The following is a 25827-nucleotide window of genomic DNA, read 5'->3' as shown; positions in this document are numbered from 1 at the left end:
TCCCATCACTCGGTCTGGATCGGCGTACTACATACTCGACACATATCTGACTGCCAGCTTACCGTCTGAACTACTGGCTGCTCTTTTTCACATCGTGGGCAGTATGCTTTCTCTTCGAGCACTCAGATTGGCCTTTGAAGTATAACATGATAAGATTTTATTCAGATTATTTATGATTCTGTCCGAGCTCTTGTGGGTGCCAATTTCTTATAATATTTGCAAATTCTTAACTCAGTTCGAAAAACCTTGATAATAGATCTATAATTAGATTTTCTGTAACATTGTATACTAGCTCACTAGTTGTTTTATCTATAATAATATAAGATATATGTTCATTTTTTATTTGGTATATCATATAGATATTTATTATTTCTTGTTGTCTGTACGCTCCTATCGAAAAGGGTGTCAACGATGATCTGCTAAACCTGTCGTGGAAACAGTTATTGTAGGCAACCAGCTCTTCAAGCGTTCCAGCGCTCGGAGCAATCCACCTACATTACTCTCGAAAAAATTATCCGTGAATTTTACCATACGTGGATAAATACGTGTTGCGTGTCGTCGACAGCATTGACACCACTACGGTGGTAGAAATGACGCTTAAAAACCCTTTCCGGCGTCTCCTTATTAACAAACTATAGTAAAAATCAGACACTGCTCTCGAAGACAGAATATCCTACCCTCTCTTGATTATGCTCTGTTTCATCATCTACACTCTGTTCTTCTTCGACTTTTACATCGACACCTGTACTGGTAAGATTTCGATATCGGAGGTTAGCCGTGTCCCCTCCGTAGAATGCTTGCATATTTGCAACAAATCGAGGTGATTGATATCGTTGTTGAAACTCGATACGAGACCACTGATTAGACACGCTAACTCCCGTTCGCTGTACTTCAAATTTTGTTTCATTGATCTGTCCTACACCTTGTTGGAGCGCAATATAGCCAACTGTTTCAACTAGGTGCGTACCATTAGCCTCCTCTTCTTGGAGTCTTACTTGGAATGAGTCGCTAGTGATGCCATTTAATCGGGTGACAATTGGATCTGATCCATTGAATGTCTGTGACTGAGCAAAGACGACCGGTATTTCATTTTCGAAGAAATTTCCTAAAGAAACTGTCGTAAACTCTTCCCGAGTGGACACTCTTCCCGCTTTCACTCGATAGGAAGTTCCATTGTCTAGCCGAAATTCACGCTCACTCGGTTTCATTGAGAGTGTGTGGAATGTCTCACTGAGGTGTGATCCATTAAGATATTCCCATTCTTCAAGTTTATATTCAAAGTTACCACCGGCGATGTTTCGTAAACGAATATGAGCGGGTTCGGATCCATTAAATTTCAAAGGTTTTGCAATAACAACACTATTTGGTTGCACAACCGAATCAGCTTGCTTCCATTGATCTCTACTGTCCTGTATGCCACTGGTAATCGTATTTACCATGAGGGTATCCTCAGTACCTGGATTGTATACCTCTCCATCAACAGTCCAAGTTGCTGGTCCTTTCGAACCCGTTGAGACAATTCCCCCGGTCACATAGAAAGAGTACGCTTTTCCCGCTTCAACATTACCTCTTGCGACCTCCGAATTCGGTGGCCGCTTTGGATTTCCGTCTATTCCCCACGATTTATCAATCGCTGCCCCGTCGTTACCCGCCGGAAGGACATAATCTCCGGCCGTAATCTCATAGGTTGTAGGTAAATTGTTGTCTCTGTTATCGATACGGATTAACTGAGCCGACTCCATAGGTATCTCTCCGAGTGGTGGTGGACTTGGGAGCGGTGGTGTCGTGTCCGGTTGTGTGGGATTTCCGTTAATGGTCATCCGATTGTCGACGTAACTGGAATTTGTTTGAGGGCCGCTTCCACCGATTACCCCCGATACCGGTCCCCATGTTTCCGGTTCCTGACCGATGTAGATTGCATACTCTGATTCGTGGTCATTAGTAACTTCTACATCTACGAGCCGCAAATATTCGAGATTCGCAGGCGACCCATCATTCATCATGCCATCGTAAGTATAAATTGCATCGTGATTCTTTGTCGATTCATAACTAATTCGTGTCTGTCTAATATCGATTCTCTGACATGGCTGGGGCGCTGTGATCGCACCACCACAACTGCTATCTAAATAGCGATGATAGAAGTCCGAGTCAGTGATGGAGATCGTTCCATTAAAGCTATCGACGCCATTTGACGAATTTGTCGGGACGTTCGCCTCTACATTCACACCTCGTTGGAGTGACCCACCTGACCAAGCTTGCGTCGGATGCTGGGCGTCTTTGATTGAGACACAATTTCGAACATCAGTGTCGCCACCAAGTCGCATACCATTCTGTGAGTTTCGAACGAAAGTGTTCAGAATTTTTAGACGTCCCTCTGGCTTCTTTGCATAAATCGTATTTTCTGCCCAGTGTTCGAACCAACAACGGTTAAGTACAAGCACCCCTTGACCTGATTCAACAAGAATTGCACGACGATTGCTAGCTTCATCTGGTTCGCACGAACCTTCGTGGAAGTAGCAATCTTGGAGAAGACCACGTGTTCCTTCTTTCGCTGACAACCGGAAGTATGTGCGTGCATCGCCCGAATCATTTGACCGAACGTTCGTATCAGTGGCCGCTCGAACATGCCCACGGGTGATGAGCCGTCTGAGCTCCCAATAGCCTGAATTTGAATTCATCCGCACAAACGGTGGTACCGGCGTATTTCGCATGTCGAGTTCGAATCCGTCCAGTACAAAACCTTGTGAATATACATCAAGCCAGGCTAGGCCATCCCCTGACCGTCCAGGGACAAGACGTGCACCGTTTGGTGCAATGAGTTCGAGATCGTTCGTGCCCGACGGAACGGTGAGTTCGTTGAGTTTGTATGTGCCCGACGGAAAGACAATTGTTGTGTTGCTCCCTATCAAGCTGTTTAAAACCGAATCAATGGCCATCTCCCCGTTTCGGTCGGCACCTTGATCGACAATGTTGTAAGAAGGCATCAGCGTCCCCCCTTGGGTTTAAATATCTCGTCGGAATCTCTGGTATCATCTGCTAATCTTTGCTTGTTAACTTGCTTTGGATATCTGCACCTTCTTTCCGTGAAGGCAACTGATACACCTTGTGTCGTGACGTTCTCTTTTCGAACCATGCATCATTTCACCACCCCGATCCACATTGTTATGTTCTACTTGAAAATTAGATGAATCATTCAGGCATTCCGTAATCATTGAAATGACCGATTTTTATAAAATCCCAAAAATATATTGAATTATGTTATTAAATGAGCGTATATAGCAATTGTATGAATACATATCGTAGGCAAAATCACCGAATGTCTACGGTCTTGCCGGGGTAAGTCGATGCACGCGACAATACCCCGGCAATAAATATAATGAAATAGGGAGTGATATGATTAAGGAAACCAGCAAAATAATGGGCCATATTTTGTAAGAAGATAATAAACATGAATTAATAATTCTCACAACGTAATTTCATACTTGATAATATGCATGTATTGACAGGAAGGGGCCAATATTGAATGATATGATTTTAAGTTTGTTGTAATAAAATCACTCACTGAGTAGAAATAATATTCATGACTCGAGCTACCGTATCAATATTGCTTGTCGCTTGCATAGTACTTTCGGGATGTGCATCATTGACCGGTGATCCAACCCAACCAGCCAATAATACAACACAAGAATCGACAGTTACAGATGTATCAACAATTACATCCTCTACGACACAAACCAGTGAATCAATAACAAGTGCGGAATCATCAACCTCTACCTCGACATCAACGACAACTTCACAGTCAGTAACAGCATCAACTTCCACAAGAACTCCTACAACCACGATACAATCACCAACATCTACGGAAACACAGAAGCCACAAACATCACAGCCTTCCACTAACACACGAACAACTACCAGCAACCCGGAGTCGACAACCACACCGAAGACAACCACGACTACGACCTCAGCAGAGACGCCGACAGAAACCACTACAACCAGGACGACGACTGAATCCTGGGACAAACCGGAGAAACCGAATACACCGCTTCAAAATAAGATGGGGACAGAAGACGATCGTCACCGTATCAAGGGTGTCTCAGTTGTAAATACACAGGAAGTCAGTACTGGAGACTACTCGGATTTTGACCTACAAGTCACTGCTGACACAAAGATGGAACGTATCGATCCTGCAGAACACGGAACTGTGGATGGCGAACCCTTCTTCCTCGTCTATGCGGATGGTTCGATCGACAATGGATCTGAGTTCTCACGTACCGATGGTACACTTATCGAACGATCGGACGTTAGTCAGGATACAAACGGTGAGTACACCCTCTCCATTCATCCTGACGCTCTCGATGAAGCAGGTGTCGAAGATGGAGAAATAACACTTATGATCCTTCTCATGGATAAAGACACCGACTGGGATGATATCTACGGAATCAAATTCGTAACAATCGACTACTCGTCTGGGGACGAGTGATTTAACGTAATTAAGTTACGCAATGTGATTATTTTTGAAGACGACTTCCGAGTTTCAGACATTTTCCAACCCCGGCAATCAGGGTACCAATCGGTTTCATTTGTAACTTCAACGTAAATCATTGAACATGGAGCCTTATCCTTCTCGCGTGGTGGAGATCGATAGGGGAAGTCAAAAGCAATTTGTTAATTGCATTCGATACAAATCTATGTACATTTATTACCATCATACATGGATATTTAATTATTGGTAATATTTTTATATCTGTCATGAGAACATATAGCATGAATCGAGCAGCTACAGTTGGTTCCCTATTCAGTATTATTGGGGTTTTTTCACTTATTGGCGTTGTAACTGATCCGAATCTCGGTTTGACAAGTTTGGTCACTGCACTTTTGGGGATTGTTTGTCTCGGACTCGCAGCCGTGTATTTTCTCGGTAAACATCAAAACATCGAAAACTGGCTCACCGAGTAAATCTCGTTGATGTGACTATCAATATTTCCGCCATCAATGATAACGTCATTTAACTATGTAGAATTAGTTTACATTTACGGAATATCACAATAGTTATTTCGTCATTTGTTTGGAATGATGACTGAGAACAAGGAATAAACCGTCAACTGCAGAAGATTCAAGAGGGAAGTAATGACGCGGTTGAGATGGTCTGAATTGGTTATACAGACCTATGGAGATGTTATCTCCATGCAAACAACCACGCTGCATTTTAGATAGAGTCTCTAGAAATAAATGCTTTGTGGTGAAGAACTTGATTAATTGGGATTTAATAGCGAAACAACATAATAGAGCTATAAGGAGAAATTGCATGCTACCCTTTCCGAGCGAGAACACGGAGACTTCCTACGGTTAAATAGACGGCCCATTGTACTCGTCGGGTTAGTACTCATGCGAGGTGTAGCTCAACATTAGGCTGTTAATCATGTATCGTGTAGAGAACGTGCGGAACACGAAAAATGCGTGTCCTTTTCTTCGCTTAATAAACAATTGAGTTATCTAATACTGCTAAAATACTAATTAACATAATCTATTTCTTCAGGGGTTGGAAAAGGCACGTTTATAACGTGCCTTTAGAACTGGTAGAGTTCCAATAATCTATTAATACACCATAGACCTAAATGTTTTGGTTTTCAATTGAAACCTAGAAATTGAAATATTTTCAAAATGAACTCACAAGATCGAATAACTCCCAGAAATTGATAATCATTGATTAGCCTAATAGATTGGGATCAAATTCTGCAATTACTCTCTTTTAAGAATCAGGTGCTAACGTCATCTCTCTTAATTGCGATCGCAAAGCGATACACGTTGTGGCGGCGAACCCAAGAGAGACGACAAAAAATTCCAAGTAATGTGTAGAGATAGACAGCCGTTTATGTACGAGAATTCTTGGACCCAGCGTGTGGCTTCAGATGCGACCACAATACGAACGCAGCTGAAACATCCTTTCTTCCGGACTCGCCGGAGTAGGAGTAGTTCAGTACGATTTAATGCCTGTAAAGACTGCGCTGCCAACGAACACTAGCGTATCTGAAATGCATGTCGTCGAAACAAGTAGCCCCATCCTCAGCAGAGGAGGGCGGGGTAGTTCACTGTTTGACTTTCATTCCATTTTGACTAAGCAAATGGGCAACGATTTCTTGTTCCCATTTTACTCGAGTGTCCAAAGACGTCTTATATCGTGTCGCTTCAATCAGGAATCCGGGAATTTGAAGGTCAGCAGCTACTTTGTGAGTGAGACGTGGACGGACGCCGTAAAGTGTGTTGCCAACCTTGAAATCATAGATTGATCGATACGAATCGAGACTTTTGTTTATTTGCCGTACTGTATTACGGGCATCGTTCCGTGCACCGTCAATATACGTTGGATAAATAGCCTGTCCTACACCTGCTGGACCCTCACTCTCATGGAGGATACCCCGAGAGCTATGAAGACTGAAAAAGAGATCTGGGTCGGTATCGACAATATAATCCCACAGTGCACGTGCAAGTTGAGTTGTCGGACGTCGATTTGGTGGGAACTGATCGTTTAAATCACCGTTATTATTAATATATGTACCTCGACGAATAGCAACTGGATTGATTTCAGGAAGAACAACTAGCTTTCCAGAATCGATTGACCAGTCTTTAACTGCATGTGCCGTGCGCCATCCAGCTGGTTCATTACCTTGAACACCACCAACAAGAACAGTTGTCGGACCTGGGATTCGAGATTTGTTTATGTAAACAGGAACTTCCTCTTTTGTTCCCTCAAGAATCGTATCCTCTGAATGAGTTTGGCGAATCGGACAGAACTCATTCCCATCTGCCATTACGCTACCGACTTGTGATATTCCCAATGCGGATACTGCAGCTATCCCACCTGATTTGCGTAAAAAGGTACGACGGGAATGATCTTTCAAATTATTCACTCTAGTTGACTGTTGCTCTTTTTCTCCCATCAGATTTTTTAGTTTATTTTTTATCATAATTTATCTAAGCACGTGTTTAATTCGCGCTAAATACATCCATACAACATTAGTTTATTAATTTTTCGATGTAATAATAATAACATATGTTACGAAATAACATGGTAGTTCAAATGAGGATTTGGCAGATGCAATTAAATTAAATCAAATATCGACTGGGCATCCATTGATTGTTCCTCCACGCATACCACTAGATATCCAATATATCGAAAGTCCAAATATCACGAGTGAGATTATGGAAAAAGAGAGTCCATCAAAAGGTAATAGAGTGAGAATACTTGTTGCTCCAATAAATGAAAGGAATCCTGTAAGAACAACAGAGCCACACGCTGCACATCCCGCGCCGAGCGTTCCAAAGATCACACCTACTGCACTACCAGTTCCGCTTTGTAGGCTAATATTATGTTCCTTTAGATGATAAATTGACATCGACAGATTGATTCCGAATAGTCCAGAAGTTATTAACAGAACTGCTTCTTTTATTGGAGAAAATGCGGTACCGATAATAGGAAACAATTGTGAAAATATAGTGATTCTCTGCTGGAGGGTCAAAAAGTCATTAAATAAAAGTGTCTGAAACAACTCAGTATTTTGTGAAAGAACAAAAATTGAAAGTCCAATCAATGAAGCGAGTACGGAGCAGATAAAGTAACGAGGAATCGACAATACAAGACGAACTGTTCGTGTTACCACTCTAAAATCGCCTCGTGATGTCGGAATTCGTTTTTGAATCATACTTGAGTCCATAGCAGCCAGTTGATCGGATTCTATTTGGCGAACTCTCAGGGCTCACTTATATTTATTTTGGCCACTATTTGAAGAAGTCATTGTATCTCATGGTGTCTAAATTACACCTTATAATTGAGATCTGAATCACCGAGATTGTAGCCTTGAATTTGTCGAATCTATTTACGACTACGAGCAATAGCGATTGCGCCACCAAGTGCACATAATAATCCAACTATTGCGATCACCGGTGAGTTAATATCCGGAAGTGCTCCTGATTCAGGTACGAGTTCTTGTGATTTGGAATCTTGAGCTGACTTAGTGCTGGGTGCACCAGGAGTCGAATTATTAGTTGTGGTGCTTACTTTTCCCCTGGTGTGATCTTCTGTTGACTGGGTGTTTGTCGTTTTACTGTTGGTAGGTTCCGTCGAAGTGATCTGACTAGTCGAGGTCTTGGTACTGGTGCCATCACTCGGAGTTTGACCATCGGTTTTCTCATTAGTGGTGGTCGAACTTACCGATTCATTTGAATTCTGTTCTTCATCGTTTTCACCATCAGTACTAGTGTTGTCCTCTTCCCCATTACTTTTCGAATTATCGGTGTCCTTGTCTTTCTCCTTATTATCGGACGTCCCATCTCTGTCAGAATGGGGATCTCGATAGTCTGCTATTCCATCTCCATCTCGGTCGGTTGTCCCCTCTACGCTATCTAATATGCCATCATTATCTGAATCAGTATCATGCGAATCAAGGGTCCCGTCGCCGTCCGTATCGATCGGTTGACCTCCGTTTGTCTCGACAATATCCGGGATGCCATCTTCGTCAGAATCAGTGTTTGTTGAATTGTTACTGGATTGGCACGTATTGTCGGCGTGGTGCTGGTTAAAGAGATATTTCGGGATTTCACCATAATCCATTTTTTCCATGAAATTCTTCATCCAAAATTCTGACATCGAATCAATCCAGTTGAGTAACTGTTCAATGGATATTGTAGAATCTTCCTCTTCTGTATTCGAATTCGCTGCAACAGGAGTAATAAATGCTGCAAACAATAATTGAAACGCCATAAGTAGAGAAACAAGCCGCCATAGAGTAGTTGACCCGAGCAGCTCACGAGGTTTTTTTGACATAGTCGTCATACCGGAATAATGCGAGTTAACTCTTTCGAATTCATATACTCTTTCCTTGCCATTTCTTAATTAAAATCGAGTTGTTCATATTGTAGTTATATCCAGGTCTATCGGACTATCTTGCTTAAGAATCAGATTTATGGGTTAGATCCACATTCGAAAGCAAACCACCAAAATAAAACAATTCCTCTAAAATAGACTATATTTATTGGTCTCAAATGGCTAACGAGATATTAATCATCCATATCTGTCGGAACATCTAACTCCAGCACAAGATTTGAAAAAGGCTTTAACACTACTCTCCCGAATGTCTATAACGATGCCCCGCGAAAAACGACGCGCCTTCCTGACAACAGCTGCTACACTAGGGACGGTTGGTCTTGCAGGATGTTCTGTATTTGGAGATTCGAATGAGGATACATCCACTCCAGAGAAGACATCAACTACTGCAAAAAAGAGTACGACACCAGCTTCAACTTCAGAAGAACAAACAGCAAAAGAGAGCACGACCACTACGCAGAAAAATCAGAAGAAATCTCCTAACGTATTCGAAAATTTCGAATCGCTCAAGGATTGGAGTGCCGTCGACGGGCTTGGAAAATTAAAAAAGAGCACGAAGCAAAAATATGCTGGATCACAGTCTGCTAATGTAAGTGGGACCCAACAATCTACTCAAGGGCAGATTCACCGGATAAATTTTGGAAGCAATCCAGCTAACTTTGGCAACAAAAACCTCTCTTTGGCATTCAAGTGCACTTCCCACGACCGTATGAAAATCGCTGTACAATTGTATGCCCCGGATCGGGGCCATATTGTAGAGTTGAAACGCACACTATATGGGCCAAAGGGAAAGTGGGTTCGAGTAAATCTTGGAGTCACAGATGCTCAACGCCAAAAAAGTGTAGACCTCTCACAGGTCTATGAGGTACGTATCATCGGTCGACCAGAGGATCCTAACTCGAAGAAACCTATCAATTACTACGTTGATGATATAAAGACAGTACCCACACCGAAGAAAGGAATGGTTATGCTGACGTTCGATGATAGTCTTGAATCTCACTACTCCGTTGCTTACAAGAAACACATGAAAAAACATGGTTTCCCAGGGGTAGACGCTGTCATCACGGATGCAGTATATGACGATGGTTTTCTAACCCAAACGCAAATGCGTAAAATGGTGAAAGATGGTTGGGATATGATTGCTCATCCGAATATAGGTTCTAGTCCGTTTCCAGAACTCCCTGCAAAAGAACAAGAGAAGGTAATGAAGGACGCAAAAAGTTGGCTCAAACGGTATGGCTATAATGGTCATAAGTATATGGCCGTTCCAAAAAACATTGTTGGTCCAAAGACATTCGAATTAGCGAAAAAGCACTTTGATATGACGCTCTCATTTGGAGCATCTCCAAATTCCCTCCCGGTGATTACGAAGGATACTATCCTCTCACGAATGTATGGTGGAAATGATATCGCGCGAACAAAACAGATGATTGACTATAGCGCGGCATACAAGCAGTTATCTGTCTTCCTCTTTCATAGAATTGGTAAAGGTGGACTTTCCGAGAAAAAGTTTGAAACCATTCTTCGTCATCTCAAACAGAGCAACGTAGAAGTAGTCACACTTACTGACTTGGAGAAAAAAGGTCTTCTAGTCTGAAAATTTCACTGAATTCGCGGATCTTGGGTTTCAGTGTATGTTTTATGGCAGCTTTCTATAAGTTATGTTGATATCATCTCCGTACTCAAAGGTAGGAACTCCTCTTATCGTAACACAGACAGTCGTCACTTAGAGATAGAGAGAATATATTTGAGTGAGGTACATCAGTGAACTACCCCGCCCTACGCGCTTCGCGCGTTGCGGACGGGGCTTCCTGTTTCCACGACGCGCTTTGCAGGAACAACAGCAGTTCCCATAGGGAGCGCAGTCTCCGCAGGCGTTGACGAATCGCAAAGCGATTCGTTCGCCAACCAGAAATCGTCGATTTCTGGTGACGTTGATTCGGAGCATCCCACTCCTACTTTGGTGATACCGCGAGAAAGAATGTTCCAGGCCGCATTCGCGTCTCTATCCGCTTCGAACCCACATGACGGACACGAGTGTTCACGCACCCACAGTGGCTTCTCGGTCGAAACACCACAGGACGCACACTCTTTCGTTGTTCCTCGTGGGTTCACCGGAACGTAGTGCGTCCCTTCGCGTTTGCACTTGTATTCAAGCAACGAGAGGAACGTCCGCCACGCCGATGACGCCGTATTTCGACTGTTCGACGGGGATTCGAGCATGCCCCTGACGTTCAGGTCTTCGACTGCAACAAGGTCGTACTCTCGGGCGTAGTAGTTTGACAGCTTGTGCAAGAAGTCCCGGCGCTTCTGTTTTAAATCAGCGTGACGACGTGCAACGACACGCTGTTGCTTGTGGTAGTTTTCCGACCCATGTTGGTTGCGCGAGAGCTTTCGTTGCTCGTGTTCCAACCGGTCACGTTCGTCCGAGAGGTCGAGCGATTCGACCGCCGTTCCATCGGTGTCGTGAGCGTATTTGAGAATGCCTACGTCGATACCCACCACGTCGGTGAGTTCATCGGGTTTTTCGGGAGGTTTGCGGTCTACTTCGACGCCAAAGGAAGCGAACCACTCGCCCGTCGGCTCTTTCTTGAGCGTGACTTGTTTGAGTTTGGCATCGTCAGGAATCGCGCGGTGGAGTCGTATCGGGATATCCGCGAGCTTCGAGAGAGACAGTACGGTCTGACCGCCCTTCTTGTCGAGCTTGAAGCCAGACTGACTGTACGTGAAACTGCGAAATTCCCGTGGGGACTTCCACTTGAGTTGACCGACGCCGTAGCCGTCCTTCTTGAGTTCCCAAGCGACTTGATGTTCTGCTCAATTCGCATAACAGCAGTTTGCAGAACTGTCGAGTACACGTCCGAGAGTTTCGCCCACCAGTCTTTGAGACTGGGGAGTTCGTCACGGATAGACCGAACGCGCTGGTTGAGGGTACCTGTGCTCTCGGGGATTTGGTTGAAGCGGTAGAGTGCGTGGTTGTAGACTTGCCTACAGATATCGCGACAGCGGTCTAACTCCTCTCGGTGGGTGTCGGACGGCTCAAGGCGATATCTGTAGGCGTAGTACATCCGCTATTCTCGCTCCTCTATAAGTTCGTCTATTTTCTCGCGAATGAACGATGAGAGGTTGAGGTGTTGCCCCTCAATCCACTCGTCTTGGTCTTCGCGGATGGTGATAGTCTTCCGCTTCACTGTATGCACACATTGCACGTTATGCACTATAAACATATCGATTACATGGGCCTGTGGGCGTGCAATAGAACAGTGTACGAAAGACGATGACGGCGTTGACGAGACGCGAAGCGTCTCGTTTGCACACCAGAAATCTTCGATTTCTGGGGACGCTGTATCCCCTCCCTGCTCGCGTCTTCGGCGCTCCCTGAGGAAGGGGGCTTAGCGCCTGTAATCCAGCTAAAGGGCTGTTTAGGGAGATACCCCGAATAAGTACAGGATAGATGCTTCTCTCCGAGATGAGATCTAGCACATAAAAAGTGGCTATCGAATCGCTGGGAGAGCCACCTTGAAACTAGTTTAATTAACATGCCTACAAATTTGAAAGATATAGGGTCCCCCCAATCGTCATTCCGACTAGGCCACCCCACATGAAAAATAATGCTACCACAACCCTCGTTTGTGTGACTATTCCACTGTGATTCAGAGATGAAGAAGAAAGCGCCCAGATTATTACTCCAAATAAAAGCACACAAAGGAGGGATCCTCCAATGAGAAAAACAGAAAAAAGTAGTCCCGAAGTCGCTTGCACAAGTTCTGACTCACTCATATTTATTCAATCTTATCCCCATGTTATGTAGCGTTTGCTGAATTGACCAGATACATCAACATATATTTATTTCATAATTGTTTTTGTAATCGGACAGAAAGACTTGCCCGATGGCTACACTTGATATGAATTGATTTATCATATTTCAGTTGACGCCCCCTGTTGACGACGATTGGTCCGACGAAGGCAAAACAGACGATGAGGATACGATCGAACAAAATATTTCCACCATTGACTCGATGGATACGACTAGGAAACGGACGAAAAGAGTTAGTAGGGGAATGACAAGATAGCAGGGGTTCACCGGTGTAAACGACGTCTTAGTTACCTCCTTACAGTTCGATGAAGACGGTCGAAGATACGTTGGTGAAACAATACAACGAATGAACGTGGATCAGTGGTACTCGCATGAAAACAAACCGAGTTACCCGTTAGTCCATTTGGTGCCCAGGAATCACACACGTTCTCCGATAAAATCCATTTGAAAGAGAAATATTAATGGTTCTACCCGATAGATTCGGAAATATGGTCCTCGAAATACTCTCCAAACCGCGATCGTTTTTCGACGAACAAGTCGAAAACCCAGGCCTCCTAATACCAACCCTCATCGTCCTTCTTGCAGCGCTCATCGCTGCGGCTGGAACCGCACTACAAGTGAATGTCAGCGGCCAAGTAGTCACGAACGCAGTCCAATCCCAGGGTCAGCAAATGAACCAATCGACCGCCGATGCTATCGGAACATTCACGAGCATATTTGGAGTCATCTTCGGATTCCTCGGCGTATTGTTCGCGTGGGTCGTGTACAGCGTCGTGTTCTACGCCATCGCTCGCTTTGTGTTCGGAGGCGATGGGTCACTAGGTAATACCTTTGCCTTCACAGGTTGGGGGTACATACCACTTCTCGTTAGTCAAGTCATCAGCGCCATCGCGGCCTATTACGTCTACGCCGGCGTGACCCTTCCCGACAATAACCAAGCAGCAAATGCTGCACTCCAAGAACTCCAGAACGACCCAGCACTCTTTGTCACGAGCCTCATCGGCATTGTGTTGTTAGCTTGGAGCGGGTGGATTTGGACGGCAGGGATGGAGAAACTGCATGGTCTCTCGCGACGAAACGCTATCATCACCGTCGGAATTCCCGTCGTTATTGCTCTAGTCCTACGAATCCTGAGCGTCATCTAACGGGGAACCGTACCCCGCGTCCATAACTTCGTTCACACGCAATAGACAATCAGCTTAACTAAACATTCTTAAACACAGTATTCATTTGTTTGAATGGAATGTCCGTTATCAGACTTGACGATGTCACGAAACGGTTTGGTTCCGTGACCGCCCTCCAAAACCTTGACCTGACGGTCGACGACGGCGAAATCTACGGTTTCCTCGGTCCAAATGGCTCAGGGAAGTCGACGACGATCAACCTCCTCTTGGATTTCATTCGTCCGACGAGCGGGCAAGCGACCCTCTTTGATATGGATGCTCATACTGATTCACAGCAAATTCGCGAGCGCGTGGGTGTCCTGCCGGACGGATTCGACGTGTACGATCGCCTTACGGGATTTCAACATCTCGAACTGGCTATCGAGTCAAAAGAAGCAAGCGATGCGCCGATGGAAATCCTCGAACGTGTCGGCATCGCGGATGCCGCCGACCGACGGGCGGGGAACTATTCGAAGGGAATGACCCAGCGGTTGGTACTCGGCATGGCGCTCGTCGGCCAACCGGATCTCATCATTCTCGATGAACCGTCGACCGGGTTAGACCCGAACGGAGCGCGCGAAATGCGTGAAATCATCCTCGAAGAGAATCGACGCGGTGCAACCGTTTTCTTCTCCAGTCACATCCTCGATCAAGTCGAGGCAGTGTGTGATCGGGTTGGAATTCTATCGGACGGGTCACTCGTGGCCGAGGATTCGATTCGCAACCTCAGACAGAAAATGAGTGCGACGACCGAACTGACCATTGTAGTCTCCGAGGTAACGTCCGAGGTACTCGCTTCGATCCGTAGTTGCAAGGGAATCGCGGATGTGACGACTGAAGATGACAGAATAACAGTCACTATCGCCGACGGATCGAAGGCGAAAGTCATTGACGCCGTCGAATCTACCGGCGTGAGGCTTCAAGACTTCTCGATACGCGAAGCCTCGCTCGAGGACCTTTTTGCGGCGTACACGGAAGGGGAGGCGATGACGGTATGAGTTGGCGAGTCATCGCGAAAAAGGAGGTTCGGGACGCGAGCCGTTCGCGGCGCTTGTTCGCACTAATCGTCGCGTTCGTGCTCTTCTTCGCGGGGGTTTCGTTCGTGGTCATCAAAATCTCGAACATCTTCCGGGGGAACGACTCGGTACAGATTCCCGTCATCGTCTCCCTGACGACGCCGCTCGGTATCTTCCTGCCCGCCGTGGGAATCTTCTCGGGGTATCGTTCGATAGTGGGCGAACGCGAGTCGGGGAGTCTCAAACTGCTACTCTCGTTACCTCACACGCGAACGGACGTCGTTTTTGGGAAGTTCCTCGGTCGAGCGGCGATCGTTTCGCTCGCGACGGTGATCGGATTTCTCGTCGGCGGTGCCATTATCGTCGCACTCGGGGCAACGTTAGCTGTGACCGATTATCTCGTTCTCGTCCTCTTATCGCTCGTTCTCGGAGCGACGTTCGTCAGCGTCAGCGTCGGCGTGTCCGCTGGCCTTCGTTCGGAGAACCTGATCGTATTGATCGGCTTTGGATTGGTCGTGTTGTTCACGTTCCTCTGGGGTGTTCTGACGGCCGTATTAGGACTCATTCTTCGGCGGTACGGTATTGGTTCAGCCGCGTTCCAGACAGATCTGCTTTCGTTCATTCGGGTGGTCAATCCGCAGACTGCGTTCAAGCACGCGTTCTCGACCGTCTCGGCGGCGAACACGGCTTCCGCCGCCGAGACGTTCTGGCAACAGGGCTGGTTCGGATTCGTCGTCCTCGCCCTCTGGATTGTTCTCCCGCTTGCGTTTGGGCGGTGGAGATTCGCTCACGCGGAACTAACATAACCGATCGGGGGACTGCATTCGCCAGTCTCTCTGTTAATTTCCGTTCGAAAAGTACACTCGGCGTAGGAACGAGAGGCTGGTCACGAATTTCTCAGAATTGAACGGGGATCCAGTCGGTGATTAGTAATAGGTATGGTAGAGTGCTTACTTTCGATGATGGGGACACGGTCTGCCCGGAAACGGAACGACGCACTGACACGGGACGTTAGAGTTCCCGTCAGTACGTCCGCAAATCGGTTGCCCAATGGAGTTCGTATGTGGGGTGTTCTTGGTCATATTAACTTTGTACCAGGAGAGTAGGTAAATATATTTTTGAATATCGCTGAGATGTGTCTGACGAATGGACAATGATAGATGGTGTAAGACTCACATTCAAAAGGAATCCCCGCAAGTAGTGTTTATTCGGTCTATTAATCTGGTCTATTCCGGTCATACTGGGGAGGGGTCCCCGCTTTTTAGACGGCATTATGGTTGTGGATGAAACACCGATCTGCGTGAAATACACATGCGGTACCATGTGGACTGTTACAGAGTTCGAGTCGTCGTAGCGACGACTCGACTGAATGGTGCCCGATATTCCTGCATTTTATATATTGAAATTATTGATATAATCGTTAATTATATATCCTGTTCTGTGTACCATCGGCCCATGACAGGTGGCACTGACCAACGGAGAGCTACTATGACGCGGCAGAGACAATACCGACCGGTTGCGGACGCCGTTTCAACAAACAACCCGGACAACAGAAACGCCGAGAAACCCTCAATCCCGCCAGCCAAGACGACAGTGGGTGGTGAGTCGCGATGGCGAGCATCCTCGAAATAGTTCTCGCGGTTCTGCCGCTGGCAGTCATCGCATACCTCATGATCGGACGGTTTTGGCCCGCTACGCGTGCGATGCCGCTCGCGTGGTTGTCGGCCGTCGTCGTCGGCTTCGTGAGTTGGGGAATGACACCGGCGTGGATTGTGGCCGCGACGATAAACGGCTTCATCACCGCGGCGAACATCCTTTGGATAGTTTTCGGCGCGATCCTGCTGTTGTACACACTGAAACAGACCGGTGCCTTCGACACCATCAACGCCGGGTTCACCTCCATCAGCGAGGACCGACGCGTGCAGGTCGTCCTCCTCGTCTTCCTAATGGGGTCGTTCATCGAGGCCGCCGCGGGATTCGGAACGCCGGCGGCAGTCGTTGGCCCGCTGTTGGTCGGTCTGGGCTTCCCACCACTTGCGGCAGTCGTCGTCGCACTCACCGGGAACCTGATGGCCATCACCTTCGGTGCGGTCGGAACGCCGCTCATCATCGGCTTGCAGGACACGTTCTCGACTGCGAACGTGGCAACGCCCGCGGGAACGACAGTACCCGAATGGGTAGCACAAATCGGCATGTGGGCTGCGTCGTTCCATGTCATCGTCGGAATGTTGTTGCCGTTTATTGGCGTCGCAATGATGACGCGGTTTTTCGGCGAAGAGCGTTCTATCAAGCCTGCACTCGAAGTGCTGCCGCTCACTTTATTCGCGTGGTTCACGTTCGCGGTTCCGTACTGGCTTACCGCATACCTCCTTGGACCGACGTTTCCCGGCCTCATCGGCGCGATGAGCGGGATGGTATTCACCGTTGGCGCACTAAAGGCCGGATATTTCCATCCTGATGAGGAGTGGGACTTCGCACCGCAGGAACTCTGGCCGGACCACTGGGTCGGCGACATCGAACCCGGCGAGACGTCCTCGAGTGACCGTTCTATCGCCGCAGACGGCGGTGTCGTGACTAGACAGATGCCGCTCTGGAAGGCGTGGACACCATATGCACTGCTGGCGGTGCTGCTTGTGCTCACCCGTGTCTGGACACCCCTTACCGACTTCCTGACTAGTACGCTCGTTCTCAAGTGGTCGAACATCTTCGGAACCGGCCTCGATAATGACTTCGCACTGCTTTACCTGCCGGGAGCGGTGTTCGTCGTCGTTCACCTCATCACCATTCCACTGCACGGGATGAACGGTCGCCAGATAAAGGACTCGTGGGTCGAGACGGTTGAGAACGTCATGCCTGCTGTCATCGCATTGCTGTTCGCGGTTGCGACAGTTCAGATTATGATTCAATCCGGTAAAGCTGCCAATATCGACAGCATGCTGGTCATCCTTTCGGACGCAACTGCGAACTTCGCTGGCGGCGTCTATCCGTTCTTTGCGTCGCTCGTAGGTGCGTTTGGCGCGTTCCTTGCCGGTTCGAACACGGTAAGCGACATCCTGTTCGGAACGTTCCAGTACAACGTCGCTGAAAACCTCGCCGTCTCGCGTACCATCCTCGTCGGCGCACAGGCCGTTGGCGGTGCGATTGGGAACCTCATCGCGGTTCACAACGTCGTCGCGGCGCTTGCAGTCGTCGGCCTCGTTGGACAGGAAGGACGCGTCATCCGACTCGAACTCCTCCCGTTAGCCTACTATGCGACCATGACCGGAATACTGACGATGTTGTTTGTCTACGTCATCTTCCCCGGCGTCTTCTGACGCCGTCTATTTTTTAAACGGTAACAAGCAGAATTCCACGGGTCACCCGACCCGTGGTAATTCACGTCAAGAACATCCGTTCCACATCGCGAATTTGTTTCACCAAGCGGTCGAATTTCGGACGATAACTACAAACGGATGCGTTGGGATACACCGTTTGGGTATCAATCGATGAATCTCGACGAATTTGTAACCACCCATGCACCGGGCGAAACAGCTAACACATTCGAATTGGAGAGCTCTAAGATGCTCGATGTCTCGGTTGACGGGAGCGTCATGGCACAAGCAGGATCGATGGTCGGCTATACCGGCGAGATTACCTTTGAGCAGAAATCAGCCGGTGGGTTAACAGGAATGTTGAAACAGAAGGCTACCGGCGAAGGTGCAGTGATGATGAAGGCGACTGGAACTGGCCATCTCTATCTGGCTGACCAAGGCAAGGAGATTCAGCTACTTGAACTCGAAGCCGATGATGAAATCAGTGTCAATGGAAACGACATACTTGCCTTCGAGGACAGTGTCGATTGGGACATCAAGATGATGAGTAGCATCGCCGGAGCTTCCTCAGGCGGTCTGTTTAACGTATATCTGAAAGGACCAGGCTATATCGCAATCACCACACACGGCGAACCACTTGTCGTTCCAACGCCGGTAAATACAGACCCCAATGCGACAGTCGCATGGAGCAGTAACGTCTCACCAAGTTCGAAACGTGATCTGAATCTCAAGAGTTTCATTGGACGGTCCTCCGGGGAAACGTATCAACTACAGTTCGCCGAAGAAGGAGGGTTTGTTATTATTCAACCCTACGAAGAGATACAATCCCAAGAGTGAACGACTACGGGTCGGGTGACCTATGGGACTCAGTCGTTGTTTCATGGATTAGAAATCATTGAATCATTAGGAATTGGACTAAAAGAGAGTATTACATACTAAGGAAAATGATTGGATCGCCTCCTTTGGGTGCTTTCGTTATACAATATTGATTCACATTGCTACTATTTCCCTAAGAATAAAACACGACTTTCAGAATACTAATTCATAATCGAACAGGAAAACATCACAAACCGAGTACATTTTTGTACACACTATAGCCTTGTTTGCCAATGATCTCGGTCATATATCTATTTGACCGAAATGCATAGCACGTTGGTGTACCCCGGATACCAGCCGATTTTGCGACAGCTAGATCTTCATCCACCTGTTTTTTTTGTGCTTTTGATTTCGCATCTTGAACTACATCCTCACTGCTCAGCGAAGTATTTGAAGCAATATAATCGCTTGTTTTATCCAATATATTTTCGTCGTTTAGGCTATCTTGATTACTGAAGTAATATGACTTTAATTTCCAATATGAAGGTTCATTTCGTACGAATGTAGATTCGAGAGCATAGGTCGCTTCTTCCGCCCATGGTTTAATTACGGGAATGGTACGGAACACAATCGAAAGTTTACCAGTATCCGCATACTTCCGCTTGAGTTTTGGATATGTATTTTCTTCAAAATGAACACAATTTGGGCAAGATGGGTCCTCAAAAACAATCAGTGTCGCATCTTTACTGAAGGGAAGTGGACCACGGGTCGGCTCGTCGAACACGCCTTTTGTAGAGGGATGGTCTGGTCTTGAGCGCGCCGTAGATGTGGTCTTTCTTTCTTTTGTGTCTGAAATAGTTGTTTTCTCAGTTGTAGATTGCTTTGATGTACTACCGGCTACCTCATCAGTTGTAGTTTTGGAAGTTGAGCGTGTTGTGGTATCATCTACTGATGATTTTGTTGCTGACGATTTTTGTGAAGATTGACCTACAGTGCTCGTTTCTGATTGAGTAGTACTGGTACTCTTTGACCCATCTGATTGTGATGTACACCCTGCAATTAGCATCCCGATTGGAATAGCGCTTTTTAGGAGGGCTCTACGATTCATAGTATTACTACAAATTGTTCTCCAATATACTTAGGGCTACTGTTGTCTGATTCGTTAATCAGTGTTTGACTATTCATACTTCTCCTGAAAAAACGTTCGTAACAACCTGCATGCGAGGATTATCACGTCTTTTGGTCCGACAATATATTCAGATGGCATATTATCGGTGAAGTATATACGGACCTCTATTTTTTAATGAGCGACCCCTATTTGAAACCCTATAAATCATGACCCCCTCGTTGGCACGTCGAAAATGTTTTTCAAGAGCATTTTAGTTTACTCCAAAATATATCAATTATGATGGAATGAAGATTACATCCGAATGACCTCCGAATCTGTAGCATATTACTTCAACTATTAACGCTATTCAGTGCTGTAATTGATATCCCTTTTATTGCACCATATCTACTATGGGATGGAGGGGTTGATGCATTCATTAAGTGGATATGTGGAGGATTGAGATCGCCTTTGTGAATTGTTTCCAAACAATCTCTCATCATCTATCATTTTTATTTAAGCGCTATTGAATATATTCGACGAACCGATCGTTTGAACCCATCTAAGTGCTATTTTAGCGTATGGCTAGAACGGTTTAAACAGTTTGAACACAGATGCAAGAGTAAGAAATTGTTGTTCAATACTTCAAAACTGAGAATACAGTTTGTACAATTAGGGGGGTCTATTATATCAGCTATTCTGGAGCCAATCACTGATGTCAAAGCAAAATGCATCGCGGCGAACGTTTCTGAAGACAACTGGTGTGATGGCGGCAGTCGGCCTCGGTGGATCAATTCCTGTGAACGCAGCAACGGACCTTTCGAACGCACCTGTTCCTGATGACGCGGATGAGCGCACGTACGCGACAATGGGAACGAATCCCGATGCACCAACTGCAACGGTGTATGGGAACTTTAAATGTCCATATACGCAGAAGTTTGTTCGAGATGGCAACCTAGAGGCAGTATTGGACGAGTATGTTACCTCTGGTGACCTGAATCTTCGATTCCGTGCACTTGCATACCAACCGCCAGGAACTACTTCGCATGGTACCTCAACATACTACATCTCCGACAGTGACCCGCTCATCTCGGAGGCCGCGTTGGGTGTCTGGAATGTCTCACCAGAAGACTACTGGGAGTTCTTCAATTACATGTTCTCGGACCTGATCAGAGGCAATGTCTCGTTCAGCGAGATGGAAGACCGAATGGACTCGGCAGACGTCTCTAGTCGGGAAACAATTATTGACCGAGCTTCATCAGGTCGGTACGATGACGACGTAGAAGAAAACCGGTATACCGCTGGTGACTATGGTGTGAGTTGGACGCCAACGATGGTTTTCGATGGGGACAAGACCTCTCCCCATCACGATGTTGATGATCTTCTCAGTTGGCTTGGCGAGCGTATTCCGAATGCGAGTGCGTCAAGCAGTTCTGATGATAGTTCATCTTCGTCCGAGTCCACCAGTGAGGAAGATAGCAACGACGATACTAGTACTGAAGAAACCACCGAGTCTGACCAGTCCTCTGATGACTCGGAATCCGAAGATACGAGTACATCTAATACTGGAACAGACAGTTCTAGCGACAAATCCGATGAAGATTCGGATACTACCTCTGACGAGACCTCCAATTCCTCCGACTCGGGTGAGAGTGGTTCGTCAGAGGACGCAACTGACTCGTCGACTGATAGTGCTGACTCACCTTCTTCCAGTTCGGATTCGAGCAGTGACAACGAAGATACTGGAACCGTTTCCATCGGAACTATCTGTCGCGTAATCTTCGGATAAGATAGACGATCCACGCGTTTGGGCGTTGGACCCGCGAATATATTGCTATAATGATGTCACATTTGTTTGTGATACAGAAGAGATAGTATCTCCAATAGGAGAGGATAGATCGCTGTCTTTGTCCTTAGTCAATATATAGTATTATCTCAACCGTTCTCCTATTGTTTCTCATCCTATCCGGGGCAGTTTGGCCCACACACAGAAGAGATATTAAATAGTTTTTGGATTTTCAATTTGATGTGCCAGTACTTAATCGTGGTACTCCGGACACCGGTGGTTGTCTCAGCAGTAGCAACGAAGTAGCGATAGCTAAGAAACATCAAAATGGCAAATAGAATTGGAGCCGCATGAAGGACACCCCTCTGTACTCGATGCAAGGGTTGTGCCACACTTCCGACATTCGATTATGACATCTTTTTGATCACCAGAACCAAAGAGACGCTGAACGTACGGCAGTATTTCCATAGATACTGCTGTATCGTATAAGTAATAGGCTTTGTGGAAATTATAATTCAGCAGATGGTTAGTATTCGTAACACTTTCTAAACAGAATATAGCTGTGAGTCCGTTGTAATATCCTTAACACAAAATCGGAATATTATCACCTATGGAGATCAATTCTCTCTAGTTTGCCACTGCATTCAGGGCAAACAATATGGGGGGTCATTGCACCTGCGGTTTCTTTGCAGCCGACACACCGATACATAGGTGCGTTGAGCGTAGCCGATTTGTTTCGCCTAAATAATTTTTTTAACAACGACATTCGTCCTATTTATCACATAGTTGTGGACAACTATATATTTTACTATTAAGAAATCATTGATTGGTCTGCAACTGCTGTCTATCAGATTTGGAATCGAACCTTATTCAACTTTCAACTTAAGAAGTAGGTAAGGAGGTAGTTATTCTAATGTAGATCGAAGATATGCCACAAGACCAGATAGACCGCCGATAGCTGTGAGCACACCTAACCCCGGCTGACCATCAGAGGATGTCGTTTTGGTTGTATTTGTACTGGTTAAGCTACTAGATGTTGTCTTCTTGTTAGTATCTGTTGTCTGTGTTGTAGACGAACCAGAGTTGGTGATATTGGTGATGGTTGATTGAGTAGTGGAACTCGTGTCCGTCTTCGTAGAGGTTGCTCCTGAATTCGTCGAGCTTGTCGTTGTTTTCCTGGTTGTGGTCTGTGTAGTGTTAGAGTCCATATCTCCCCCCAGAACATGGAAATTTCCAAACTCGGTGTACATCCAATCCGTAGTTGAGTTCATTGGATATGTTGCCGTGTATATTTCTCCATTAGCAACAATCGGAGAATTAGCTGCAGGACCATATTCGTCAAAATTCCAGCTGCCAAAATCATGACGCCATTGACGTTTACCAGATTCTGGATCTAACGCCAAAACGACCGCGTTCCCTGTCTCTGTCTCTAAATCACTCCGGCCACCAGCATAGAGAACTCCATCGCCTACAGACAGAGCTCCCGAGATCGTTGCATTTGCATCATATGACCAAGCTTCGTCTCCATTGCTTGCATTGAGAGCCCTAATGGTATTCCCGGTATGGAATAGAACGTGTTCACCTGCGATTGTAAGTCGAGGATTCGACCAAGTAACTTCTGTTTCAACTGCATATGACCATTGGACTGATCCATCATTACTGGATCGGGCTTTTATAATTACTTCAGAGCTGCCATTATTCTTTACTCCATAAACCCTTCCCTCTGATACAGTTTGTAGCCGCTCTTTCTCATTTGATACATTCCATAACACAGACCCATTGTCAGCATTCAACGCGACGCCATTTTCGTAGAAAAGGGTATTATCTGCAAAACATGCTGGTCCACTGGCCACATCAGTTTGCCATATTGCATCACCAGTGTCCCAATCATGTTCGCTAGCATGACTTGAACCGCTCGCGAACAGGCGACCATTTACGATCAGGGGATTTGTAATGCCAAATGAATCTTCTCTATTCCATTTTTCTTTTCCAGTTGAGGCATCAAGAGCGAAAAAACCTGATGAATTAGATGATTTTGATCCATTGGTATCAAAATATAATACACCATTCTCATATGTTGGTGTTCCTGGTGGAGAAATCCCATCAAATTTCCAGACTTCCTTTTGTGTTTTTGGATTATAAGCAGCAACATAGCCGCTGCCAGATGATTGTGTTTGTTGTGTTGTTACAGCTAAATACAAGAGTTCATTAGCGACAATTGGTTCGACTGAACTCATTCCTCCATTTAAATCGAACGACCATTCTGTTGTGATATTTGTCTTAGGACCACTGTCAGAGGTTGTACCGGTACGGCCAGCGTTTCCTCGAAAGGTTGTCCATGAGTCATTGGATTCTTTAGCCTCTGCTATCGAAAGACCAAATCCCGATCCAATTCCAGCTGCTGTACCAAGAATACCAACACCTTTGATGAAGCTTCGTCGACTAGTTTCACTCATAACAAAATAATTTCGATTATAGGCCATAAGTTTTGTGATAAAGTTTATACGCTGAAATTTATCGGGTCAAGGAAGAGTTTCCTTAGTATTGCCCGATTTACTTTCTGAATCTCCCAATACAAAAAAGTTGGAGTAGAGTAAATATTCATAGTCGAGCATTGAACCAGCAGGATACGTTGTTGTATATATTTTTCCGCCAGCCACGACAGGGATTCCCGCAGCTGGTGGCTCCTCTGGAGAGGTTTCAAGCGACCCGGTGTCAAGTAAATGAACCCATTCGGGATCCCCCGTGGTCACATCAATCGCGTAAATGAGTGCTTTACCTATGCCCGGTTTGGATGGTAGCATGTATCGACCACCTATATAAACCATATCGTTAGCAGCAGTTGGTCTACTGAAAAATTCACCAGCTAACTCTTGTGTCCATTGTGTTGATCCGTTTTCAGGATTGAGTGCTATCAAAGTTTCTTCTTCACTTGAATCAAAGAGAATAAGAGAGTTATCTGTGACTGCAAAGCGCTTATCTACTGCTGCTGTACTTTCGAGATCACGTGTCCAATCAATTGATCCATCTGCTGCTAATCGAGATTCAAGTGTCACAGTATCATCGCTACCGTCGATATACTCTATTTTGAGGTAGTAAACTCGCTTGTTTGAGACAATATGATTGGCATATGTAGCCGCTTCATCACCAATATCCCATCTTACTGACCCATCCGACGAGTTCAGGGCTTTCCCATCGCTAAAGAAGAGAACCCCATCCCCATAACTTAGGGCTCCATCACTCCCGTCAGTTAGTGTACCGATACCTGGTGTTCTCCAAATCGTTTCACCAGTTTGCTTATTAAGTGCTAATGCACCGCCTTCATTTGCTGTAAAGACTCGATCCTCTACAACAAGTGGGGAAATCCAACGAAGATCATCAGTACGACTCCACTCTATGCTTCCGTTATTAATATCGAGAGCATAAAGCCCCCCGTTATTCGCTTCTGGGCTTTCTGGTACGTTGGTAGCGACATATAGTAAATCATCGTCAACGGACGGAGTTTTAGGTGATGGAAGATCAGACTGCTTCCATTTTACATCACCTGTCTCACGATCGTAACCAGCGATATAACCCGCACTCTCCCCAGAATTACTATTTGTTGTGATTGATAGGTATATTGCGTCATTAGTTACAATTGGCTCCTTATGCAGCATGCTACCATCCAAATCCAATTTCCGATCTGTTGTTGCATATGGTTTCGGTCCGTCACCAGAAATGACACCAGTCCGATTTGGATTTGACCGAACTGTTGTCCATTCGCTGTTAACAACTGGATCTTCACTATCGGACTCCTTTGCAACAATATTCCCGGTTTCAATCGCAGCTGCACTCAATGTAACACCTACTGTTTTTAAGAAAGTACGCCGATTGTTTCCCTGACCTTCTAATTGAAGTTGTTTCTTCATTAATTGGTTTATGTAATAAAA

16 protein-coding genes and 1 pseudogene are annotated in these 25827 nt (G+C 46.0%); 8 read left to right on the top strand and 9 right to left on the bottom strand.

Annotated elements, in window-relative coordinates; genetic code table 11:
• Positions 1-644: 644 nt before the first annotated feature.
• On the bottom strand, positions 645-2984 hold the full coding sequence (locus ACGYLY_RS24020; RefSeq protein WP_395285289.1) for a hypothetical protein: 2340 nt from the start codon (positions 2982-2984) through the stop codon (positions 645-647).
• A gap of 574 nt (positions 2985-3558) precedes the next feature.
• Entirely contained in the window at positions 3559-4023 is a 465-nt protein-coding gene (locus ACGYLY_RS24015) for a hypothetical protein (RefSeq protein ID WP_395285288.1), read from the bottom strand.
• 34 nt (positions 4024-4057) lie between these two features.
• Here ACGYLY_RS24015 and ACGYLY_RS24010 point away from each other — a divergent pair, with 34 nt between their 5' ends.
• The gene (locus ACGYLY_RS24010; protein WP_395285287.1) at positions 4058-4483 is read left to right on the top strand and encodes a hypothetical protein; all 426 of its coding nucleotides are present in this window, start codon (positions 4058-4060) and stop codon (positions 4481-4483) included.
• A 1606-nt stretch (positions 4484-6089) separates the two neighbouring features.
• Here the strand turns inward: ACGYLY_RS24010 and ACGYLY_RS24005 are convergent.
• From ACGYLY_RS24005 to ACGYLY_RS23995, 3 genes are all read right to left on the bottom strand, one after another.
• Positions 6090-6941, bottom strand: a complete 852-nt coding sequence (locus ACGYLY_RS24005) for a deacylase (protein WP_395285286.1) — start codon at positions 6939-6941, stop codon at positions 6090-6092.
• 171 nt (positions 6942-7112) lie between these two features.
• Positions 7113-7703 carry a hypothetical protein gene (locus tag ACGYLY_RS24000; RefSeq protein WP_395285285.1) on the bottom strand — a complete coding sequence of 197 codons (591 nt, stop codon included), beginning with the start codon at positions 7701-7703 and terminating at the stop codon, positions 7113-7115.
• A gap of 170 nt (positions 7704-7873) precedes the next feature.
• Complete coding sequence (locus tag ACGYLY_RS23995; protein WP_395285284.1) at positions 7874-8824, bottom strand: hypothetical protein; 951 nt, start codon at positions 8822-8824, stop codon at positions 7874-7876.
• A gap of 319 nt (positions 8825-9143) precedes the next feature.
• On the opposite strand from ACGYLY_RS23995, the gene ACGYLY_RS23990 reads away from it, so the two are divergent.
• On the top strand, positions 9144-10481 hold the full coding sequence (locus ACGYLY_RS23990; RefSeq protein WP_395285283.1) for a polysaccharide deacetylase family protein: 1338 nt from the start codon (positions 9144-9146) through the stop codon (positions 10479-10481).
• A gap of 182 nt (positions 10482-10663) precedes the next feature.
• Here the strand turns inward: ACGYLY_RS23990 and ACGYLY_RS23985 are convergent.
• Positions 10664-11952: pseudogene (locus ACGYLY_RS23985) on the bottom strand (RNA-guided endonuclease InsQ/TnpB family protein).
• A 1237-nt stretch (positions 11953-13189) separates the two neighbouring features.
• Between ACGYLY_RS23985 and ACGYLY_RS23980 the strand changes: the two are divergent.
• The 5 genes from ACGYLY_RS23980 to ACGYLY_RS23960 all read left to right on the top strand — a co-directional run bounded on the left by ACGYLY_RS23980 (position 13190) and on the right by ACGYLY_RS23960 (position 19028).
• Positions 13190-13846 carry a Yip1 family protein gene (locus tag ACGYLY_RS23980; protein ID WP_395285282.1) on the top strand — a complete coding sequence of 219 codons (657 nt, stop codon included), beginning with the start codon at positions 13190-13192 and terminating at the stop codon, positions 13844-13846.
• A gap of 98 nt (positions 13847-13944) precedes the next feature.
• Positions 13945-14862 carry an ATP-binding cassette domain-containing protein gene (locus tag ACGYLY_RS23975; RefSeq protein ID WP_395285281.1) on the top strand — a complete coding sequence of 306 codons (918 nt, stop codon included), beginning with the start codon at positions 13945-13947 and terminating at the stop codon, positions 14860-14862.
• The gene (locus ACGYLY_RS23970; RefSeq protein WP_395285280.1) at positions 14859-15686 is read left to right on the top strand and encodes an ABC transporter permease subunit; all 828 of its coding nucleotides are present in this window, start codon (positions 14859-14861) and stop codon (positions 15684-15686) included. The genes ACGYLY_RS23975 and ACGYLY_RS23970 overlap by 4 nt, the downstream gene beginning before the upstream one ends.
• 804 nt (positions 15687-16490) lie before the next feature.
• On the top strand, positions 16491-18194 hold the full coding sequence (locus tag ACGYLY_RS23965; RefSeq protein ID WP_395285279.1) for an L-lactate permease: 1704 nt from the start codon (positions 16491-16493) through the stop codon (positions 18192-18194).
• Positions 18195-18365: 171 nt separating this feature from the next.
• The gene (locus ACGYLY_RS23960; protein WP_395285278.1) at positions 18366-19028 is read left to right on the top strand and encodes an AIM24 family protein; all 663 of its coding nucleotides are present in this window, start codon (positions 18366-18368) and stop codon (positions 19026-19028) included.
• A 226-nt stretch (positions 19029-19254) separates the two neighbouring features.
• Here the strand turns inward: ACGYLY_RS23960 and ACGYLY_RS23955 are convergent, their stop codons facing one another.
• Positions 19255-20115 (bottom strand): DsbA family protein, encoded by an 861-nt coding sequence (locus ACGYLY_RS23955; RefSeq protein ID WP_395285277.1) that lies wholly within the window; start codon positions 20113-20115, stop codon positions 19255-19257.
• 712 nt (positions 20116-20827) lie between these two features.
• On the opposite strand from ACGYLY_RS23955, the gene ACGYLY_RS23950 reads away from it, so the two are divergent.
• On the top strand, positions 20828-21901 hold the full coding sequence (locus tag ACGYLY_RS23950; RefSeq protein WP_395285276.1) for a thioredoxin domain-containing protein: 1074 nt from the start codon (positions 20828-20830) through the stop codon (positions 21899-21901).
• Between the two features lie 902 nt (positions 21902-22803).
• On the opposite strand, the gene ACGYLY_RS23945 is transcribed toward ACGYLY_RS23950, so the two are convergent.
• Together ACGYLY_RS23945 and ACGYLY_RS23940 are read right to left on the bottom strand one after the other, a co-directional pair.
• Positions 22804-24354: a PQQ-binding-like beta-propeller repeat protein gene (locus ACGYLY_RS23945; RefSeq protein WP_395285275.1), complete on the bottom strand. Its 1551-nt coding sequence runs from the start codon at positions 24352-24354 to the stop codon at positions 22804-22806.
• A 66-nt stretch (positions 24355-24420) separates the two neighbouring features.
• Complete coding sequence (locus tag ACGYLY_RS23940) at positions 24421-25806, bottom strand: PQQ-binding-like beta-propeller repeat protein (RefSeq protein WP_395285274.1); 1386 nt, start codon at positions 25804-25806, stop codon at positions 24421-24423.
• Positions 25807-25827 lie beyond the last annotated feature (21 nt).

The organism is Haladaptatus sp. CMAA 1909, from assembly GCF_043952005.1.
Classification (GTDB): domain Archaea; phylum Halobacteriota; class Halobacteria; order Halobacteriales; family Haladaptataceae; genus Haladaptatus.
The sequence above is the reverse complement of the archived record's forward strand: the minus strand, read 5'-3'. Positions and strand labels throughout refer to the sequence as shown.

Coding starts and splice junctions, on each gene's coding strand:
- ACGYLY_RS24010 (WP_395285287.1), top strand. CDS start 4,058: ATGGGGACAGAAGACGATCGTCACCGTATCAAGGGTGTCTCAGTTGTA.
- ACGYLY_RS23975 (WP_395285281.1), top strand. CDS start 13,945: ATGTCCGTTATCAGACTTGACGATGTCACGAAACGGTTTGGTTCCGTG.
- ACGYLY_RS23995 (WP_395285284.1), bottom strand. CDS start 8,824: ATGTCAAAAAAACCTCGTGAGCTGCTCGGGTCAACTACTCTATGGCGG.
- ACGYLY_RS23945 (WP_395285275.1), bottom strand. CDS start 24,354: ATGAGTGAAACTAGTCGACGAAGCTTCATCAAAGGTGTTGGTATTCTT.
- ACGYLY_RS24020 (WP_395285289.1), bottom strand. CDS start 2,984: ATGCCTTCTTACAACATTGTCGATCAAGGTGCCGACCGAAACGGGGAG.
- ACGYLY_RS23990 (WP_395285283.1), top strand. CDS start 9,144: ATGCCCCGCGAAAAACGACGCGCCTTCCTGACAACAGCTGCTACACTA.
- ACGYLY_RS23960 (WP_395285278.1), top strand. CDS start 18,366: ATGAATCTCGACGAATTTGTAACCACCCATGCACCGGGCGAAACAGCT.
- ACGYLY_RS23980 (WP_395285282.1), top strand. CDS start 13,190: ATGGTCCTCGAAATACTCTCCAAACCGCGATCGTTTTTCGACGAACAA.
- ACGYLY_RS23950 (WP_395285276.1), top strand. CDS start 20,828: ATGTCAAAGCAAAATGCATCGCGGCGAACGTTTCTGAAGACAACTGGT.
- ACGYLY_RS24005 (WP_395285286.1), bottom strand. CDS start 6,941: ATGGGAGAAAAAGAGCAACAGTCAACTAGAGTGAATAATTTGAAAGAT.
- ACGYLY_RS23940 (WP_395285274.1), bottom strand. CDS start 25,806: ATGAAGAAACAACTTCAATTAGAAGGTCAGGGAAACAATCGGCGTACT.
- ACGYLY_RS23955 (WP_395285277.1), bottom strand. CDS start 20,115: ATGAATCGTAGAGCCCTCCTAAAAAGCGCTATTCCAATCGGGATGCTA.
- ACGYLY_RS23965 (WP_395285279.1), top strand. CDS start 16,491: ATGGCGAGCATCCTCGAAATAGTTCTCGCGGTTCTGCCGCTGGCAGTC.
- ACGYLY_RS24000 (WP_395285285.1), bottom strand. CDS start 7,703: ATGATTCAAAAACGAATTCCGACATCACGAGGCGATTTTAGAGTGGTA.
- ACGYLY_RS23970 (WP_395285280.1), top strand. CDS start 14,859: ATGAGTTGGCGAGTCATCGCGAAAAAGGAGGTTCGGGACGCGAGCCGT.